The sequence below is a fragment of the Stenotrophomonas maltophilia genome (assembly GCF_047782825.1).
Taxonomy (GTDB): domain Bacteria; phylum Pseudomonadota; class Gammaproteobacteria; order Xanthomonadales; family Xanthomonadaceae; genus Stenotrophomonas.
Genome location: NZ_CP180589.1, coordinates 4,382,163 through 4,398,459, shown reverse-complemented (window position 1 = coordinate 4,398,459; position 16,297 = coordinate 4,382,163). Strand labels below are relative to the sequence as shown.

General features: G+C 68.5%; 11 protein-coding genes. 7 read left to right on the top strand and 4 right to left on the bottom strand.

Annotated elements, in window-relative coordinates:
• Nucleotides 1-80 precede the first annotated feature (80 nt).
• Both ACM2ZB_RS20215 and ACM2ZB_RS20210 read right to left on the bottom strand, forming a co-directional pair.
• Nucleotides 81-1,652 carry a hypothetical protein gene (locus ACM2ZB_RS20215; protein ID WP_416056750.1) on the bottom strand — a complete coding sequence of 524 codons (1,572 nt, stop codon included), beginning with the start codon at nucleotides 1,650-1,652 and terminating at the stop codon, nucleotides 81-83.
• A 30-nt stretch (nucleotides 1,653-1,682) separates the two neighbouring features.
• The gene (locus ACM2ZB_RS20210) at nucleotides 1,683-3,839 is read right to left on the bottom strand and encodes a bifunctional (p)ppGpp synthetase/guanosine-3',5'-bis(diphosphate) 3'-pyrophosphohydrolase (RefSeq protein ID WP_313442096.1); all 2,157 of its coding nucleotides are present in this window, start codon (nucleotides 3,837-3,839) and stop codon (nucleotides 1,683-1,685) included.
• Nucleotides 3,840-3,970: 131 nt separating this feature from the next.
• On the opposite strand from ACM2ZB_RS20210, the gene ACM2ZB_RS20205 reads away from it, so the two are divergent.
• Nucleotides 3,971-4,510: a hypothetical protein gene (locus ACM2ZB_RS20205; protein WP_416056749.1), complete on the top strand. Its 540-nt coding sequence runs from the start codon at nucleotides 3,971-3,973 to the stop codon at nucleotides 4,508-4,510.
• A 94-nt stretch (nucleotides 4,511-4,604) separates the two neighbouring features.
• On the opposite strand, the gene hrpA is transcribed toward ACM2ZB_RS20205, so the two are convergent.
• Nucleotides 4,605-8,687 carry an ATP-dependent RNA helicase HrpA gene (gene hrpA / locus ACM2ZB_RS20200; RefSeq protein ID WP_416056748.1) on the bottom strand — a complete coding sequence of 1,361 codons (4,083 nt, stop codon included), beginning with the start codon at nucleotides 8,685-8,687 and terminating at the stop codon, nucleotides 4,605-4,607.
• Nucleotides 8,688-8,773: 86 nt separating this feature from the next.
• On the opposite strand from hrpA, the gene ACM2ZB_RS20195 reads away from it, so the two are divergent.
• From ACM2ZB_RS20195 to ACM2ZB_RS20170, 6 genes are all read left to right on the top strand, one after another.
• Nucleotides 8,774-9,322 (top strand): Dps family protein, encoded by a 549-nt coding sequence (locus ACM2ZB_RS20195; RefSeq protein WP_313442102.1) that lies wholly within the window; start codon nucleotides 8,774-8,776, stop codon nucleotides 9,320-9,322.
• Nucleotides 9,323-10,032: 710 nt separating this feature from the next.
• Entirely contained in the window at nucleotides 10,033-11,838 is a 1,806-nt protein-coding gene (gene recQ / locus ACM2ZB_RS20190; RefSeq protein ID WP_416056747.1) for a DNA helicase RecQ, read from the top strand.
• Nucleotides 11,839-12,034: 196 nt separating this feature from the next.
• A complete protein-coding gene (locus tag ACM2ZB_RS20185) occupies nucleotides 12,035-12,421 on the top strand; it encodes a CopL family metal-binding regulatory protein (protein WP_416056746.1) in 387 nt (128 codons plus the stop codon).
• Nucleotides 12,422-12,496: 75 nt separating this feature from the next.
• A complete protein-coding gene (locus ACM2ZB_RS20180; RefSeq protein WP_416056745.1) occupies nucleotides 12,497-14,311 on the top strand; it encodes a copper resistance system multicopper oxidase in 1,815 nt (604 codons plus the stop codon).
• Nucleotides 14,308-15,282: a copper resistance protein B gene (locus ACM2ZB_RS20175; RefSeq protein ID WP_416056744.1), complete on the top strand. Its 975-nt coding sequence runs from the start codon at nucleotides 14,308-14,310 to the stop codon at nucleotides 15,280-15,282. The genes ACM2ZB_RS20180 and ACM2ZB_RS20175 overlap by 4 nt, the downstream gene beginning before the upstream one ends.
• A gap of 68 nt (nucleotides 15,283-15,350) precedes the next feature.
• A complete protein-coding gene (locus ACM2ZB_RS20170) occupies nucleotides 15,351-15,863 on the top strand; it encodes a GNAT family N-acetyltransferase (protein WP_416056743.1) in 513 nt (170 codons plus the stop codon).
• Between the two features lie 113 nt (nucleotides 15,864-15,976).
• Here ACM2ZB_RS20170 and ACM2ZB_RS20165 read toward each other — a convergent pair whose 3' ends face one another.
• Complete coding sequence (locus ACM2ZB_RS20165; protein ID WP_313441642.1) at nucleotides 15,977-16,288, bottom strand: zf-TFIIB domain-containing protein; 312 nt, start codon at nucleotides 16,286-16,288, stop codon at nucleotides 15,977-15,979.
• Nucleotides 16,289-16,297: the final 9 nt, after the last annotated feature.

The following is a 16,297-nucleotide window of genomic DNA, read 5'->3' as shown; positions in this document are numbered from 1 at the left end:
TCAGATGCTACGCAGGACATGGCCAGACTGGGGAAGTTGGAGCCGCAGGACTATACCCGACTCCCCCCCGCCACGCAGGGTCACCGCCGCCACGCGTCCGCCCCGACCTGCCGCAGGCGCTGCTCGAACGCCGGCAGCTCCGCCAGGTCCGGCTGCAGGCGGCGCGCCTGGGCAACGGCCGATTCGGCGAACGCCACATCGCCCCGGCCCAGGCGCTCGCTGCCGATCGCCAGCCAACGCTGCGCCAGGCGCACCCGCGCCGAAGGAATGCCCGGTGCGGTCGGCGCCAGGGTCTGCCAGGCCTGCAGGCAGGCGCCCGCGGCCTGTACCCGGTTCTGCCGCAGGTTGTCGTCGAAGCAGCGCTGGCTGGCCGGCAGCAGCCGTGCCGCCGCTGCCTTGACCCGCGGGTCACGCGGGGCCAGGGCCTGCGCCTCGCGCAGCGCATCGAATGCGCTGTGCCCCGGTGGACTGATCCACTGCCCGTCGCGCGCGGCACGGTCGATCTGGCGCAGGCGATCGCGCAGCTGGCGTTCGCGCTGGGCGGCGCTCAGTACGGGGTGCTGCAGTGACTGCTGCGCCTGCTGGGCGCGCTGGATGCGCTGCGAGGCCTGCTGCAGCGCCGCCTGCGATGCCCCCAGCGCGGCGGCCCGCGCACGATCCTCTGCGGCCGCCTCGAACCGGAAGTCCGCCGCCTGGCGCTGGCTGCGTGCCAGCAGCGCCTGTGCGGTCTGTTCACGGCCGCGTAGCGCAGTGGCGTCATCCGACGCCACTGTCAGCACCGCCTCGAAGGCGTCGGCGGCCATCTCAAGCCGCTGCTGTTTCAACGCACGCTGGCCCTGCCGCAGGCGCTGGTCGATGGCCTGCGCCAAGGCTTCCTGGCTGGCGGGAAGATCGGCGTGGCCGGCATCGAACTGGCGCGCGCGCTGCAGGATGGCGGCCGCGTCGGCCAGTTCCCCGCGCGCGGCGCGCGCACGGGCCTGCTGCAGCAGGTCACTCAGTGCGTCCTCGCGGCCTTCCAGCGCCGGCAGATGGTCCGGCTGCAGGGCCAGGATGCGCTGGAACAGCGGCAGCGCACTGCTGTCGCCCTCATCCAGGCGCCCGGCCGCGAACGCATTGCGTGCCTGTGCCAGCAGGGCGCCGATCCCTGCACCGGCACTGCGCCGGGCCTGCAGGTCGCGCGCCACGCCATCGGCCTGGCCTTGCGGCACCTGCAGTTCACGGGCCAGCGCCAGCGCCTGCGCGCTGCCCTCCAGATCGCCGGCCTGCAGGCGATCACGCGCCTGCTGCAGCGCGGCTGCACCGGTGCGGGCCAGCCCCTGGCGTGCCTGCATGCGATCACCATCCAGCGCCAGCACGGCCTGGTAACGCTCCCGCGCGCCACTGCCATCGGCAGCGGTCAGCCGCCCGGCGGCCAGCGCGCGGTCGCCCTCGGCCAGCAGCTGTTCGATCTGCGGCTCATCCCAGAACCAGTCGGCCAGCGGCTTGCGCAGCAGTACCAGCGCAACGAACACCACCACGGCCGCCAGCAGCGCCCAACGCCAGACCCGGCGCGCATGGCGCGCCTGTAACCACCACCAGCGGCCTTCGCGGCGAACGCGGTCCAGCGCGGGGTGGTCCGCGCCGTGGCGGCGATGCAGGGGCTCGCGTTCCATGCGTGCAGGGTAGCCGGGGCAGCGTGAAGCTCAGCCCAGACGACGCGCCTCGCTCACGCCCGGCAGGGCATCCAGCTTGCCCAGCAGGTTCGACAACTGACCGTAGTCGCTCACCTTCAGCCGCAGGCGCAGGTGCGCGCGGCCACTGTTGCGGACGTTGTCACTGTGGATGTCGAGCACGTAGGCGTCTTCCTGGGCGATCAGGTTGGTGATGTCCTTCAGCAGCCAGCGGCGGTCGACCGCGCTGACCACCACGTCCACTTCGTAGCCGCCCCCGGCCTGCCCCCATTCCACCGGCAGGATGCGCTGCGGGCTGGTCGCGGACAGCCGCGCCAGCGCTGCGCAGTCTGCACGATGCACGGTGACACCCCGGCTACGGGTCAGGTAGCCGACGATCGGTTCGCCGGCCACCGGCTGGCAGCAGCGCGCCAGCTGCACCAGCAGGTTGCCCACGCCCTGCACGGTGAACTTGGACTTGCCCAGGTTCTCGCGGCGGGCGGTGGGGCGTGGCAGGGCCGGCGCAGGCGCCGGCTGGCTGGCTGCACGCTCGGCTTCCAGCAGCGCGCGGCTGACCTGGTTCGGCCCGGTATCGCCCAGGGCCACCTGGATGTAGAGGTCGTCCACGCTGTCGGCGTGGAATTTCTTCGCGGCGGCGGCCAGGTCCGAATGCTGCAGGCCCAGCCGCTTCAGTTCGCGTTCCAGCAGTTCGCGGCCGGCCTGCACGTTGCGCGCGCGGTCGAGCTTGTGGAACCAGCTGCGCACCTTTTCGCGCGAGCGGTTGCTGGCCAGGAAGCCCAGCGCCGGCATCAGCCAGTCACGGCGTGGGTCGGCCTCCTTCCCCGTCAGGATTTCCACGCGGTCGCCGCTGCGCAGGCGGTAGGTGAGCGGCACGATGCGGCCGTTGACCTTGGCGCCGCGGCAGCGGTGGCCGACCATGGTGTGCACCTGGTAAGCGAAGTCGAGCGGGGTCGCTCCCTGCGGCAGATCCAGCACCTCGTCCTTCGGGCTCAGTGCGTAGACCCGGTCCTCGGTCAGCTCGGCATCGAGCGCCCCGGCCAGTTCGTTGCCCTGCCCGTCCTGCGCCTGCTCCAGCAGCTGGCGCATCCAGGTGATCTTGCGATCGAAGGCCTTTTCCGCGCCCTTGCCGCCTTCCTTGTACTTCCAGTGCGCGGCCACGCCCAGTTCGGCCTGCGCGTGCATGTCGTGGGTACGGATCTGCACTTCGATGGTGCGCCCTTCCGGGCCGACCACGGCGGTATGCAGCGAACGGTAGTCGTTGGCCTTGGGGCGGGCGATGTAATCATCGAACTCGCTGGGCACCGGCGCCCACAGCGCATGCACCACGCCCAGCGCGGCGTAGCAGGCGGCCACGTCATCCACCATCACCCGCACTGCGCGGATGTCGTACAACTGGTCGAAGGCCAGCCGCTTCTTCTGCATCTTCCGCCAGATGCTGTAGATGTGCTTGGGCCGGCCACTCACTTCGGCCTGGATGCCCTGCACGCCCAGTTCGCGCGACAGCACCTTCTTGACGTTCTCCACATAGCGCTCGCGCGCGATGCGGGTCTCGTCCACCTCGCGCGCGATGCGGCGGTAGGTGTCCGGCTCCAGGTGGCGGAACGCCAGGTCTTCCAGCTCCCACTTCAGCTGCCAGATGCCCAGGCGGTTGGCCAGCGGCGCATGGATGTCGCGCGTCAGCTGGGCCAGCGCGCGGCGTTGTTCGTCATCCAGCTTGTCGGCCGCACGCATGCGGGCCAGCTGGCGGGCCAGCAGGATCGGCACCACGCGCAGGTCGCGGATGATCGCCAGCAGCAGGCGGCGCAGGCCTTCGCTGTTGCGCCCGGCCTCGCGGCCGGCGTGCAGTGCCCAGACCGGGTCGGCCGCATCCTGGCCGTCCAGCAGGCCGACCACCGCCGCCTTGTGATTGCCCAGCGGCAGCGCATCCAGGTGCACGCGCAGGCCTGGCAGGTCGAACAGCAGCGCGGCCAGCACCGCGCCGTCGTCGGCCGACAGCATCGCCAGTGCATCCAGGGTGTCGCCCAGCACCGACCAGCTGGCCCGCATCATGTGGTCGGCGTCCGGCGCCTCCCAGTGTTCGCGCAGCGCCTGGCGCAGCGGTGCGGGCAGCACCGCTGCCGAGGGACGGTTCAACAAGGCATCCAGGCCAGGGACGGAAGCGCGGTTCACAGCATCGAGCAGGCAAGACAGAGACCCCTACACTAGCGCCGCCGCCGTTCAGGAACAATCGCCACGGCCGGCACCACCGGGCATGAACACATGCCGCTAAACTCGCAGATACCCTAGGAGAGAGACCTGACATGCCTTCCAGCGCCCTGCGTTCCGTCCGCCCCCGCCTGCTGGCCTGTGCCGCCCTGCTGCTGTGCGTGTCCGCCCCGGCACTGGCCCAGCGCGTGGTCGATAGCGATCTGCAGCAGCAGATGACGCCGGCCGAATTCAAGGCCGCCGGCCTGGACAAGCTGGATGCGACCGAACTGGCCACACTCAACCGCTGGCTGCAGGGCAAGGTCGAAGCAGCCACCACCCAGGCCGTGGCCGCCGTGCGCGAAGAAGCGCGCGAGGAAGGCCGCCAGGAAGTGATCGTCAAGAACCGCGGGTTCTTCGATTTCGGCAGCAGTGAACCGGTCACCGGCGTCCTGCAGGGCGAGTTCCGCGGCTTCGGCCAGGGCCGCGTCTACACCCTGGACAACGGCCAGGTGTGGGAACAGACCGATGCCACCAGCGTGGCCGGCGTGCGCAAGCAGTCGCCCAAGGTCAGCATCAGCCCCGGCGTGATGGGGGTCTGGTACATGAAGGTGGAAGGCGTGAACACCCGCCCGAAGGTGCGCCGCACCAAGTAACGCGGTGACCTTGCTGTAGCGCCGGGCCCACGCCCGGCTGATTGCGATGCATTCAAAAGCAGCCGAGCGTGGGCTCGGCTCTACAGAATCGGATTCACGTCTGGCGCAACGCGGTCACCCGCTGTGCCAGCTTCTTGGCCGAAATGCCGGTGCGCGCCCCCAGTTCCTGGGCGAACAAGGAAACCCGCAGCTCTTCCAGGTCCCAGCGCAATGCCTGCCATTGCGGGCGTTCACGCAGGCCCTGCTCGTCACCGCTGCGCAGCGCGTCCAGGAACGGATGCAGTTCCAGCATGCGTGCCTGGTCGCGCGGTGGATCGCGCTTGGCCCGCTCGGTGCGCAGGATCATCGCCTTCAGGTAGCGCGGGTACTGCGCCAGCGCATCGGCCGGTGTGTCGCGCAGGAAGCCGGGGTGGATCAACCCCGCCAGCTGCGCTTCCATGTCGTCCAGGTTGCCGCGCGCCCAGCCCATCAGCGGTGCTTCCAGCAGCGGCTTCAGTTCGGCCACCAGCGCCAGGATCGTCTCGGCCAGCTTCAGCCGTGACATCGCCTCGCCAAACAGCGCCTTGGCTGCGTGCTCGCGGCGCTGCTCGAACGCCGCCGCATCGCGGATGTCTTCCAGCCCTTCAGCCAGCACCGCGTTCATCGCCGCATCGACCAGATCGCCGCGCAGGCGTTCCTGCGATTCGATGGCTGCGTACAGCAGGCCGGTTTTCGGGGCCACCGGCAGCTGCTTGCGCGCCTGCTTCACCTTCTCGGCCAAGGCAATCTCCAGCAGGCGGCGCACGCCCAGCGGGTGGGCCTCCTGCGCCTGCTGGCGGTCGGCGAAGATGCGCAGCGCAACGCTGTCCCCTTCATCCAGCAGCGCCGGGTAGGCCGGCACGCCGGCTTCGCCGGGCACCTGCAGCGGAATCGGCGTGGCCGGGAAGGTGCGCAGGCCATCGGCCGCCATCTCGCGGCCGGCGCGTGCAGCGAAGGCATCGCCGGCACGGCCTCCGAACTTCGCGCGCAACGCATCTAGGTCACGCGAGGTGGCCAGCACCTTGCCGTGCTCGTCGCGCAGCCGCAGGTTCATGTGCAGGTGCGGTTCGATCGAACCCGGTTCGAAGTCGAGCGCGGTCACCGTCGCACCGGTCGCGCGCGACAGGAAACGCGCCAGCTCGCCGGTGATGGCATCGGCGCTGGGCTGCGGGAACGCCTCGAAGAAGGCGCGGCCGAAATCCGGTGCCGGCACATAGTTGCGGCGCATCGCCTTGGGCAGGCTGCGGATCAGTGCCGAGGCCTTGTCAGCCACGAAGCCCGGCGCCAGCCAGCCCAGCTGCACCGGGTCCAGTGCATTGAGCAGGTGCAGCGGCACGTCCAGGGTCACGCCGTCATCGTCGGCGCCCGGTTCGAAGCGGTAGTGCAGCGGCAGCCGTGCCTGGCCCAGGGCCAGGTACTTCGGGTAACGCTCCTGTTCGCTGCCTTCACCGGGCAGCAGATCGACCAGCGACCAGTGCAGGCCCTTGCGCTGTTCCGGCGCAAGCGCTTTCCACCAGGTCTCCAGGCCAGCGGCCGAATGGATCTGCGGCGGCACCCGGTCCAGGTACCAGCGCGCCTGCCAGTCTTCATCGGCGACGATGCCGGCACGGCGCAGCTTGGCCTCTTCCTCGCGGGCAAGGTCCAGCACCTTCTGGTTGTCGGCCACGAAGCTGGCGCGGGTGTTGATCTCGCCCGTCACCAGCGCCTGCCGCACGAAGATGTCATGCGCCTCGCCGGGTTCGATGCGACCGTAGTGCACCGGCTTCTTCGGCGCCAGCACCAGGCCGAACAGGCTGATCTGCTCGGAGGCCAGCACCTGGCCTTGCGCGCGCGACCAGTGCGGGTCGAAGTGCTTGCGCAGCAGCAGGTGCGGCAGCTCGGCAATCACCCAGTCCGGCTCGATCGCGGCCAGGGTCATGCCCCACACCTTCTGCGTATCCAGCAGGTTGGCCACCAGCAGCCACGGCGGCGGGCGCTTGGACAGCGCCGAACCCGGGAACGGCAGGAAGCGGCGCTGGCGCGGAGCCTGGAAATCGCCCTTCTCGGTGCGGTGGCCGATCTGCGTCGGCAGGCCCGCCACCAGCGCCCGGTGCAGGGTCTGGTAGGCGGCCGTGCGCACGCGTTCGCTGAAACCCCCACCGGCCGGCGCCTGTTCCTTCTGTTCGCGCACGGCCACCGGGGTCGGCGCGGCTTCGGCCTTGCCTTCGCGGGCCAGGCGCGCGACGCGGTGCAGCTGGCCACGGGTGGCCTTCACCGCCGCCGCGTCATCACGCGCCGGCGCTGGCGCACTGCTGCCAGCCAGCAGCGGTGCCATCGAGGCATCGGTGGTTTCTTCCTTCCAGCCCAGTTCATCGCACAGCAGCCGCAGCTGGCGGTGCAGCTCGCGCCACTCGCGCATGCGCAGGAAACCGAGGAAGTGGCGGCCGCACCAGTCGCGCAGCTTGGACTGGGTCAGGTCTTCGTGGGCCTGGCGGTAGCCATCCCACAGGCGCAGCACGCCGACGAATTCCGAACGCCCATCGGCAAACTGCGCATGCGCGCTGTCGGCCGCGCCACGCGCTTCGGGCGGGCGTTCGCGTGGGTCCTGGATGCCCAGGAACGAAGCGATCACCAGCATCGGCCGCAGGCAGCCGGCGGCCTGCGCGGCCACCAGCATGCGCGCCAGCTTCACGTCCACCGGCAGGCGCGCCATCTGCTTGCCAATGGTGGTCATGCGCCGCTCGGCGTCGATCGCGCCCAGCTCGGTCAGCTGCTGCCAGCCATCGGCCACGGCGCGCTCATCCGGGGCCTCCAGGAACGGGAATTCCTCGATGCGGCCCAGGCCCAGCTGCAGCATGCGCAGGATCACCCCAGCCAGGCTGGAGCGGCGGATTTCCGGATCGGTGAACTCCGGCCGCGCCTGGAAATCGGATTCGGCATACAGGCGGTAGCAGATACCTTCGGCGATACGGCCGCAGCGGCCCTTGCGCTGGTTGGCGCTGGCCTGCGAAATCGGCTCGATGTGCAGGCGGTCCAGTTTGTTGCGCGGGCTGTAGCGCTTGACGCGGGCAAAGCCGGGATCGACCACGTAGCGGATGCGCGGCACCGTCAGCGAGGTCTCGGCCACGTTGGTGGCCAGCACGATGCGCCGGTTCGGGCCGGGGTTGAACACCCGGTCCTGGTCCTGGTTGGACAGCCGCGCGTACAGCGGCAGCACCTCGGTGTTGCGGTACTTGCGACGCTCGAGTGACTGGTGCGCATCGCGGATCTCGCGCTCGCCCGGCAGGAAGATCAGCACGTCACCACGCGAATCCAGGCGGGTGATCTCGTCGATGGCCGACACGATGGCATCGTTGACGGTGCGCTCGCCCTGCTCTTCGCCCTCGCCTTCCAGCGCGCGGTAACGCACTTCCACCGGGTAGGTACGGCCTTCCACGCTGATCACCGGCGCATTGTCGAAATGCTGGGCAAAGCGTTCGGTATCGATGGTGGCCGAGGTCACGATCAGCTTCAGGTCCGGGCGCTTGCGCAGCAGCTGCTTCAGGTAGCCCAGCAGGAAGTCGATGTTGAGGCTGCGTTCGTGCGCCTCGTCCACGATGATCGTGTCGTAGTTCGACAGCCAGCGGTCACTGGCGATCTCCGCCAGCAGGATGCCGTCGGTCATGAACTTGATGCGGCTGTCTTCGCTGACCTTGTCGTTGAAGCGCACCTGGTAGCCGACCAGCTGGCCCAGTTCGCTGTGCAGTTCCTGCGCCACGCGGCTGGCCACCGCACGTGCGGCAATCCGTCGCGGCTGGGTGCAGCCGATCATGCCGGCCTGGCCACGGCCCGCAGCCAGGCACAGCTTCGGCAGCTGGGTGGTCTTGCCCGAACCGGTTTCGCCGGCGATCACCACCACCTGGTGGTCGCGGATCAGGCCGATGATCGCCTCGGCTTCACGCGCAATCGGCAGCTGCGGGTCCAGAGTAATGGCCGGCTGTTGTTGCGCCCGCACCTGCCGGCGCTGCACCGACGCCTGCAAGGCCTGCTCGAAGGTAGCGGCCAGCGCCGCATCCTGCGGCTTGGCCTGGCAACGCGAGAGCATTCCCAGCAAACGGCCCCGGTCGCGGCTCATGGCGCCGTCGATGGCGGCACGCTGTTGGCGCAGGCGGGGCGACGGATTTTTATCGATAGCGTTCATCAATCGGTTCGTTCAAAACTTTGAAAGCGACCAGTCATCGAGACTGATTTACTGTGAAGGCCAACGATTCCACAAGGAGGAACCCCATGGCGAAGACCAAGAGCACGACCAAGCCCAAGACCGGCAAGCAGAAGCTTGCAGCAGCGGCACCGTCGGCCCCCAACATCGATATCGGGATCACCCAGGGCGACCGCAAGAAGATTGCCGACGGTCTGTCGCGGTTCCAGGCTGACGCGTTCACGCTCTACCTGAAGACCCACAACTTCCACTGGAACGTGACCGGGTCGATGTTCAACTCGCTGCATACCATGTTCGAGACGCAGTACACCGAGCAGTGGGCCGCCCTGGACGATGTGGCCGAGCGCATCCGCGCACTGGGCTTCAATGCCCCGGGCTCCTACCGGGAATTCGCTGCGCTGACCTCGATCGCCGAGGAGCCGGGCCTGACCGACAGTGCGGACTGGCGTGAAATGGTACGCCAGTTGGTGGTCGCCAACGAAGCGGTCTGCCGTACGGCGCGTGAAGTGCTGGATGTGGCGGCCAAGGGTGACGATGCCCCGACCGAGGATCTGATGACCCAGCGACTGCAGACCCACGAGAAATATGCCTGGATGCTGCGCTCGCTGCTCCAGTAAGGGTTGAGGGGGGCTTCGGCAGGGCTTGCAGCCCTGCACCTGCTTCAAGCCAGAGCGAAAGCAACAGCAGAAGCGGGTTTACTGAGGGTTGGCGGGGTGGGTCCGGTTGAGGGGGACGCCGTAAACCCGTCCATGGGGGCTTGGTCGCGGCATCCATGCCGCTCACACCCCCTCAACCGGACCCACCCCGCCTTCGACAGTTGTCCGCGATCTGCCAGCAAAGCTTGGGGTCGGAGCCCGTTGCTACGCAACGGGCTCCGACCCCATTTCGATTGTCGATATCTGACAGATTTCATCCACGCATGGCGTGGATGGACCCACCTTCACCGGGAAACTGTCGGGGGTGGGGCGGTGTGGGCTTGCAGGACCGCAGGCGCCATGGGCCCGAGGCATGCCTCGGGCGGGTTGGGCAGGATGCCCAACCCCGGTCTTGCCGTGTGCGCAGGACAGCGCACACGAGCAAGGCGCCTACGAGCCCCCATGGGTGAGGGCGCTTTGCTTGCGAAGCACTGCTTCGCAAGCGCCCGAACGCACAGCCGCCAGCGGCTGGGCCGGACCCCGGAGGGGGGGTACGGCGTGTCCTGCAAGCCCACACCGCACCGCCCAACCAGCAGACACCCCAGAGCCGGCTGTTGCCTTTGACGTTGCTCTGGCTGCTAGCAGGTGCAGGGCGCAGCCCTGCCGCCGCCTCCGGGAGGTAAACTAGCCGGATGGCTTCCCGTCCCGCGCACGATCTGCTCCAACGCGTCTTTGGTTACGACGATTTCCGTGGTCCCCAGCAGGACATCGTGGAGCACGTGGCTGCCGGACATGACGCACTTGTCCTGATGCCCACCGGCGGCGGCAAGTCGCTGTGCTACCAGGTCCCGGCCCTGCTGCGTGACGGTTGCGGCATCGTCATCTCCCCGCTCATCGCGCTCATGCAGGACCAGGTCGAAGCCCTGCGCCAGCTCGGCGTGCGCGCTGAATACCTGAACTCGACCCTCGATGGCGAAACCGCCGCGCGCGTCGAGCGCGAGCTGCTCGCCGGCGAACTGGACATGCTCTATGTCGCCCCCGAACGCCTGCTGACCGGTCGCTTCCTGTCGCTGCTCTCGCGCAGCCACATCGCGCTGTTCGCAATCGACGAAGCCCACTGCGTGTCGCAATGGGGTCACGATTTCCGCCCCGAATACCGTCAGCTGACCGTCCTGCACGAGCGCTGGCCGGACATTCCGCGCATCGCCCTGACCGCCACCGCCGACCCGCCTACCCAGCGCGAGATCGCCGAGCGCCTGGACCTGGCCGAGGCCCGCCACTTCGTCAGCTCCTTCGACCGCCCCAACATCCGCTACACCGTGGTGCAGAAGGACAACGCCCGCAAGCAGCTGACCGATTTCCTGCGTGGCCACCGCAGCGAGGCGGGCATCGTCTACTGCATGTCGCGGCGCAAAGTGGAGGAAACCGCTGAATTCCTCTGCGGCCAGGGCTTCAATGCCCTGCCCTACCACGCCGGCCTGCCGCCGGAAGTGCGCGCCAACAACCAGCGTCGCTTCCTGCGCGAAGACGGCATCGTCATGTGCGCCACCATCGCCTTCGGCATGGGCATCGACAAGCCGGACGTGCGCTTCGTGGCGCATACCGACCTGCCCAAGTCGATGGAAGGCTACTATCAGGAAACCGGCCGCGCCGGCCGCGATGGCGAGGCCGCCGAGGCCTGGCTGTGCTACGGCCTGGGCGACGTGGTGCTGCTCAAGCAGATGATCGAGCAGTCCGAGGCCAGCGAGGAGCGTAAACAGCTGGAGCGGTCCAAGCTGGACCACCTGCTGGGCTACTGCGAATCCATGCAGTGCCGGCGCCAGGTGCTGCTGGCCGGTTTCGGCGAAACCTATCCGCAGCCCTGCGGCAACTGCGACAACTGCCTGACCCCGCCGGCCGCTTGGGATGCCACCATCCCCGCGCAGAAGGCCCTGAGCTGTGTCTATCGCAGCGGCCAACGCTTCGGTGTTGGCCACCTGATCGACATCCTGCGCGGCAGCGAGAACGAGAAGATCAAGCAGCAGGGCCACGACAAGCTGAGCACCTACGCCATCGGCCGTGACCTGGATGCACGCACCTGGCGCAGCGTGTTCCGCCAGCTGGTGGCGGCCAGCATGCTGGAAGTGGACAGCGAGGGCCACGGCGGCCTGCGCCTGACCGATGCCAGCCGCGATGTGCTGACCGGGCGCCGCCAGATCAGCATGCGCCGCGATGCCGCCAGCACCACCGGCGGGCGTGAGCGCAGCGCGCAGCGCACCGGCCTGTCGGTGCTGCCGCAGGACCTGGCCCTGTTCAACGCCCTGCGCGGCCTGCGTGCCGAACTGGCGCGGGAGCAGAACGTGCCGGCCTTCGTGATCTTCCACGACAGCACCCTGCGCAACATCGCCGAACAGCGCCCCACCAGCCTGGACGAACTGGCCCGGGTAGGCGGTATCGGCGGCACCAAGCTGAGCCGCTACGGCCCTCGCCTGGTGGAGATCGTGCGCGAGGAAGGGTGACCGTTCGGCCGTCCCGCGCTGCGCGCTGCCTCGCCTGCCGTGGTGCATGCCGTTGTAGAGCCGAGCCCATGCTCGGCTGCCGTTGCCGCAGAAGCAGCCGAGCATGGGCTCGGCTCTACATTGGTGCTGCTCCAACCTTGAACACGCCATTCAGCAAGAAGTGCATCGCGCCCCGCTTGCCGCTAGATTGACGCCCATGTCCCTCGCCTCGACCCTGCTCCGTGTCGTGCTCATGCTCAGCCTGTTGCTCAACGGGCTGAACGCGGCCATGGCCAGCGGACACGAGCAGATGGGCCAGATGGCGCACGCCATGGCGGCCGCAGACGCAGCCGCAGCCGAGGGCGATTGCCACCATCACGCCGGCATGAAGGCCGAGCCCGCCCCGCAGGCTGAAGCCCCGGCCCACGACGCCCACTGCCAGATCAAGGACTGCGTGCGCAGCTGCGCCCAGCACCCCGTGCTGGCAGTGCAGCCGCAACTGTTCCCGGCCGGCCCGGCGCTGTCGCTGGCCCCGCAGCCGATGCCGGCCAATGGCCGCCCGGCACCGCCACTGCCGCCCATTTCACGCCCTCCCATCGGCTGATTCCACGCGAACCGTGCGCGCTGCGCGTACCGCTGCCGGCCAACTGCCGGCGCCTTCCCGTGTCTGGAGTCACCCATGAATACCCGCATTCCCCCCGGCCCGGGCGGCCTGCCCATGCCGTCGCGCCGCCTGTTCGTACAGGGCCTGGCCGCTGGCGGCGTGGTCGCCGGCGCCACCGCCCTCGGCGTGCCGCAGCGCGCGCTGGCCGCTGCCAGCGCCACCCCGCGCCTGGCCGGCGCACCGGCCGTGCTCACCGATACCCGCGTCGAGCTGGCCATCGGCGAGTCGCTGGCCAACTTCACCGGCCGCACCCGCCCGGCGATCACCGTCAACGGCTCGCTGCCCGCCCCCATCCTGCGCTGGCGCGAAGGCCAGACCGTGGACCTGTTCGTGCGCAACACGCTGGACCGCCACCCCACGTCCATCCACTGGCACGGCATCCTGCTGCCGGCCAACATGGACGGCGTGCCCGGCCTCAGCTTCAACGGCATCGGCCCCGGCGAGACCTACCACTACCACTTCCAGCTGAAGCAGTCGGGCACCTACTGGTACCACAGCCATTCGATGTTCCAGGAACAGGCGGGCCTGTATGGCGCGCTGATCATCGACCCGGCCGAACCAGCGCCGTACCACCACGACCGCGAACACGTGGTCCTGCTCTCGGACTGGACCGACATGGATCCGGGCGCGTTGTTCCGGCGCATGAAGAAGCTCGCCGAGCACGACAACTACTACAAGCGCACCCTGCCCGACTTCGTGCGCGACGTACGCCGCGATGGCTGGTCCGCCGCAGTGGCCGACCGTGGCATGTGGGGCCGCATGCGGATGACGCCTACCGACATCTCCGACGTCAACGCCCACACCTACACCTACCTGATGAACGGCACAGCCCCGGCCGGCAACTGGACCGGCGTGTTCCGCAGCGGCGAGAAGGTGCTGCTGCGCTTCATCAACGGCGCCTCGATGACCTACTTCGATGTGCGCATTCCCGGCCTGAAGATGACCGTGGTCGCCGCCGATGGCCAGTACATCCACCCGGTCAGCATCGATGAATTCCGCATCGCCCCGGCCGAAACCTACGATGTGCTGGTGGAGCCGACGGGCCAGGATGCCTTCACCATCTTCTGCCAGGACATGGGCCGTACCGGCTTCGCCGCCGGCACCCTGGCCGTGCGCCACGGCCTGCAGGCTCCGGTGCCGCAGCGCGACCCGCGCCCGCTGCTGACGATGTCAGACATGGGGCATGACATGGGCGGCCATGATATGGGCGGCCATGGTGGCCACGACATGGCCGCGATGAAGGGCATGGAAGGCGGCTGCGGCGCCAGCATGGGCCACGGCGCGCACGCAGACACCGCCAGCAAGGCACCGAAGCACCCGGCCAGCGAACGCAACAACCCGCTGGTGGACATGCAGAGTTCGGCCAGCGAGCCGAAGCTGGATGATCCCGGCATCGGCCTGCGCGACAACGGCCGCCAGGTGCTGACCTACGGCGCCATGCACAGCCTGTTCGAGGACCCCGATGGCCGCGAACCCTGCCGCGAGATCGAGCTGCACCTGACCGGGCACATGGAGAAGTTCGCCTGGTCGTTCGACGGCATTCCCTTCGCCAGCGCCGAACCGCTGCGGCTGAACTACGGCGAGCGCATGCGCATCGTGCTGGTCAACGACACGATGATGCAGCACCCCATCCACCTGCACGGCGTGTGGAGTGACGTGGAAAATGCGAAGGGTGAATTCCAGTTGCGCAAGCACACCGTGGACATGCCGCCGGGCACCCGCCGCAGCTACCGCGTGCGCGCCGATGCGCTCGGCCGCTGGGCCTACCACTGCCATCTGCTGTACCACATGGAAGCGGGGATGATGCGCGAAGTGAGGATTGAAGAATGAGCCGCAGCCTCTCCCGCAGCCTGCTGGCCCTGGGCCTGGCCGCTGCCCTGCCCGCGTTCGCGCAGTCGCATGACGCACATGCCGGGCATGACATGGCCACGCCTGCAAAAGCGCCGGCCGCCCCTTCGAAGATGGACCACTCGAAGATGGACCATGGATCGATGGACCATTCACAGATGGACCATTCACAGATGGATCACTCGACGATGGATCATTCAGCGATGAACCACGCGGCGATGGGCCACAGCGCCACAGCGCCCGATGAGCCCCGCGAACCGATCCCGGTGCCTACCGATGCCGATCGCGCCGCGGCCTTCCCGCCCATCGACCACGGTGCGATGGAACACGCACCGGAGATCAACAGCCTGCTGCTGATCGACCGCCTGGAACAGTGGGACGGAAACAACGCAAGCGGCCAGGCCTGGGAAGCCAGCGGCTGGATCGGTGGCAACATCAACCGGCTATGGCTGCGCAGCGATGGCGAGCGCAGCGACGGCCGCACCGGGTCTTCGTCGCTGGAAGCCTTGTACGGCCGCAGCGTTTCGCCGTGGTGGGATGTGCTGGTGGGCGTGCGCCAGGATTTCCGCCCGGCCGACTCACGCACCTGGGCGGCCATCGGCCTGCAGGGCCTGGCGCCGTACAAGTTCGAAAGCTCGGCCACGCTGTACCTGGGTTCCGGCGGCCAGGTACTGGCCAAGGCCGAAGTGGAGTACGACGTGCTGCTGACCAACCGGCTGATCCTGCAGCCGCTGCTGGAAGCGACGGTGGCGGCCAAGGATGAACCGGAGTACGGCATCGGCCGCGGCCTGAACAAGGTCGAGGCCGGGCTGCGGCTGCGCTACGAGATCAGCCGCCGCTTCGCGCCCTACATCGGCATCAGCCACGAGCGCAGCTTCGGCGATGCGGCCGACTACGCGGGCGACCATGCACGCGACACGCGTTGGGTGGCCGGCGTGCGCATGTGGTTCTGAAGCAGTAAACGGCCCCGGTAATCGCCGGGGCCGGCTACACTGCGCCACGTTCCATTGCAGGCCGCACCATGTCGTTGCAGATCCGCCGCGCCACCCTGGCCGATGCCGAAGTGCTTTCGGCCATTGCCCTTGCCACCTATACCGAAACCTGGGGCGATTCATATCCGCCGCAGGATCTGCACGACTTCCTGCAGGCGCACTACAGCACCGCGCCGCAGCACGCGGAACTGTCCGATCCGCGCAGCGCGGTCTGGCTGCTGCTGGAAGGCGAAGATGTGGTCGGGTATCTGGCAGCCGGTGCAAACACCCTGCCACATGCCGATGCGCATGAAGGCGACATTGAACTCAAGCGGCTCTACATCCTGGCTGCGCACCAGAACGGTGGCCACGGTGCGCGCCTGATGGACGCCTTCATGGCCTGGCTGGATGCACCGGCACGCCGCACCCTGTGGGTGGGCGTGTGGGAAGAGAACTTCGGCGCGCAGCGCTTCTACGCGCGTTATGGCTGCGAAAAGGTCGGCGAGTACGACTTCATCGTCGGCGACAGCCGCGACCGCGAGTTCATCCTGCGTCGGCGGTAGCACCTGAACTGTAGAGTCGAGCCGTGCTCGACTGCACCTTATCTGTAGAGTCGAGCCGTGCTCGACTGGCTTTTGCCGCAATAGTCGAGCACGGCTCGACTCTACAAACAGCGTCAGAAGTCGAACAGCTCCGACAGGAAGCTCTCCTTCTTCTTTTTCTTGTAACCGTGGCCATACTGCCCACGGCTGTCATCCTGGCGCTGGCCAAGATGGCGGGTATCACGGTGCATCACCGGCGGCGGCGCGCTCTGCGGCTGTGCCTGCACCGGGGCCGGCGGCGGCACCGCAGCACCCGCGCGCTCGATGATCTTGTCCAGCTCACCACGGTCCAGCCACACACCGCGGCAGCCGGGGCAGTAGTCGATCTCGATGCCGTGGCGCTCGGCCATCTGCAGGGTCTGGGTGGTGCACACGGGGCACTGCATGGGCGTCGC